The sequence below is a fragment of the Neisseria sp. P0009.S007 genome (assembly GCF_051962515.1).
The window spans coordinates 1-1,368 of record NZ_JBQCVF010000357.1; the positions used below are offsets into that span (position 1 = coordinate 1).

Genomic DNA, 1,368 nt, shown 5'->3' on the forward strand with positions numbered 1-1,368 from the left:
TTTAATGGCTCGGATTAGGACGTCTTCCGAGTGGTTTTGATTATACGCTAATAATAACTATTATCAATAGCAAAATTGAAAAAATAATGGTTTTTGTTGTAATGCTTTGTTTTGTATGGAAATTAAATTGTGGCATTGGCTTTGCCGTGATTGAAAAGGCCGTCTGAACGTCAAACGAACAGGCCGGTTGAAATAGGGTAAGGCAAACATTTCAACCCTATATTTCAGACGGCCTTTTGATTTGTTTCAATCACTCATAAATCCAAGCAATCAACATATCCAAAGCCATATAAAATACCGTATAATCAAGGCCAAATTAACTTTGCCTGCTCGTCGGGCCGTCTGAAAAATTATGCAACAAACCTACGCCGCGGTACAGCGAGATTTGCTCGAAGCCAACCACCTTTCCCCCGATTTGCTCGCCCAAAGCCTGAGTATTATCGGCGCCAACCATGTCGATTATGCCGACATCTATTGCCAGCGTACTGCCTATGAAAGTTGGCATTTGGAAGAAGGCATCGTCAAATCGGGCAGCTTCCAAATCGATCAGGGTGTGGGCGTGCGTGCCGTTTCGGGCGATAAGACTGCTTTTGCCTACGCCGACAGCCTGTGTATCGATTCGATCAACCGCTCTGCCAAAGCCGTGCGCGTGATTGGTGCGGCTGGCGGCGAAGCCAGCGTCAAAGTGCCGACACCTGCCTACGGCAAGCCTGTCCATATGGCGATTGACCCTATTGCCAGTCTTGATTCTGCTGCCAAAGTCGCGCTGTTGAACAAAGTTGAAACGCTGGCCAAAGCCGCCGATCCGCGTATCGTGCAAGTGATGGCCGGTTTGACCTGCGAATACGACATGGTGTACATCGCCCGTCTGGACGGCAAACACGCTGCCGATATCCGTCCGATGGTGCGCATGAACGTAACCGTCATTGCCAAGCAGGGCGAGCGTCGCGAGCAGGGCAGCGCAGGCGGTGGCGGGCGTTATGATTTGGCGTATTTCGATGAAAACTTGGTGCATCGGTTTGTCGATTCCGCCGTCAAACAAGCCCTGACCAATCTTGAATCCCGTCCTGCGCCTGCCGGCGAGATGACCGTTGTTTTGGGCAACGGCTGGCCGGGCGTGTTGTTGCACGAAGCGGTTGGACATGGTTTGGAAGGCGATTTCAACCGTAAAGAAACCAGCGTTTTCTCCGGCCGAATCGGCGAGCGCGTGGCTGCCAAAGGCGTTACCGTTGTGGATCAAGGCGATATTGCCGACAGACGCGGCTCGCTCAATATCGACGACGAAGGCAACGAAACCCGCCGTACTGTATTGATTGAAGACGGTATTTTGGTCGGCTATATGCAGGACGAAACCAACGCCCGCCTGAT

Annotated in this window: 1 protein-coding gene; it reads left to right on the top strand. The window is 51.3% G+C overall.

Translation table 11 applies throughout. From position 1 onward, the window contains the following. Positions 1-352: 352 nt before the first annotated feature. Positions 353-1,368 (top strand): metallopeptidase TldD-related protein (locus tag ACTHS3_RS13245; RefSeq protein WP_440368159.1); only part of this gene is annotated, 1,016 nt, incomplete at its 3' end.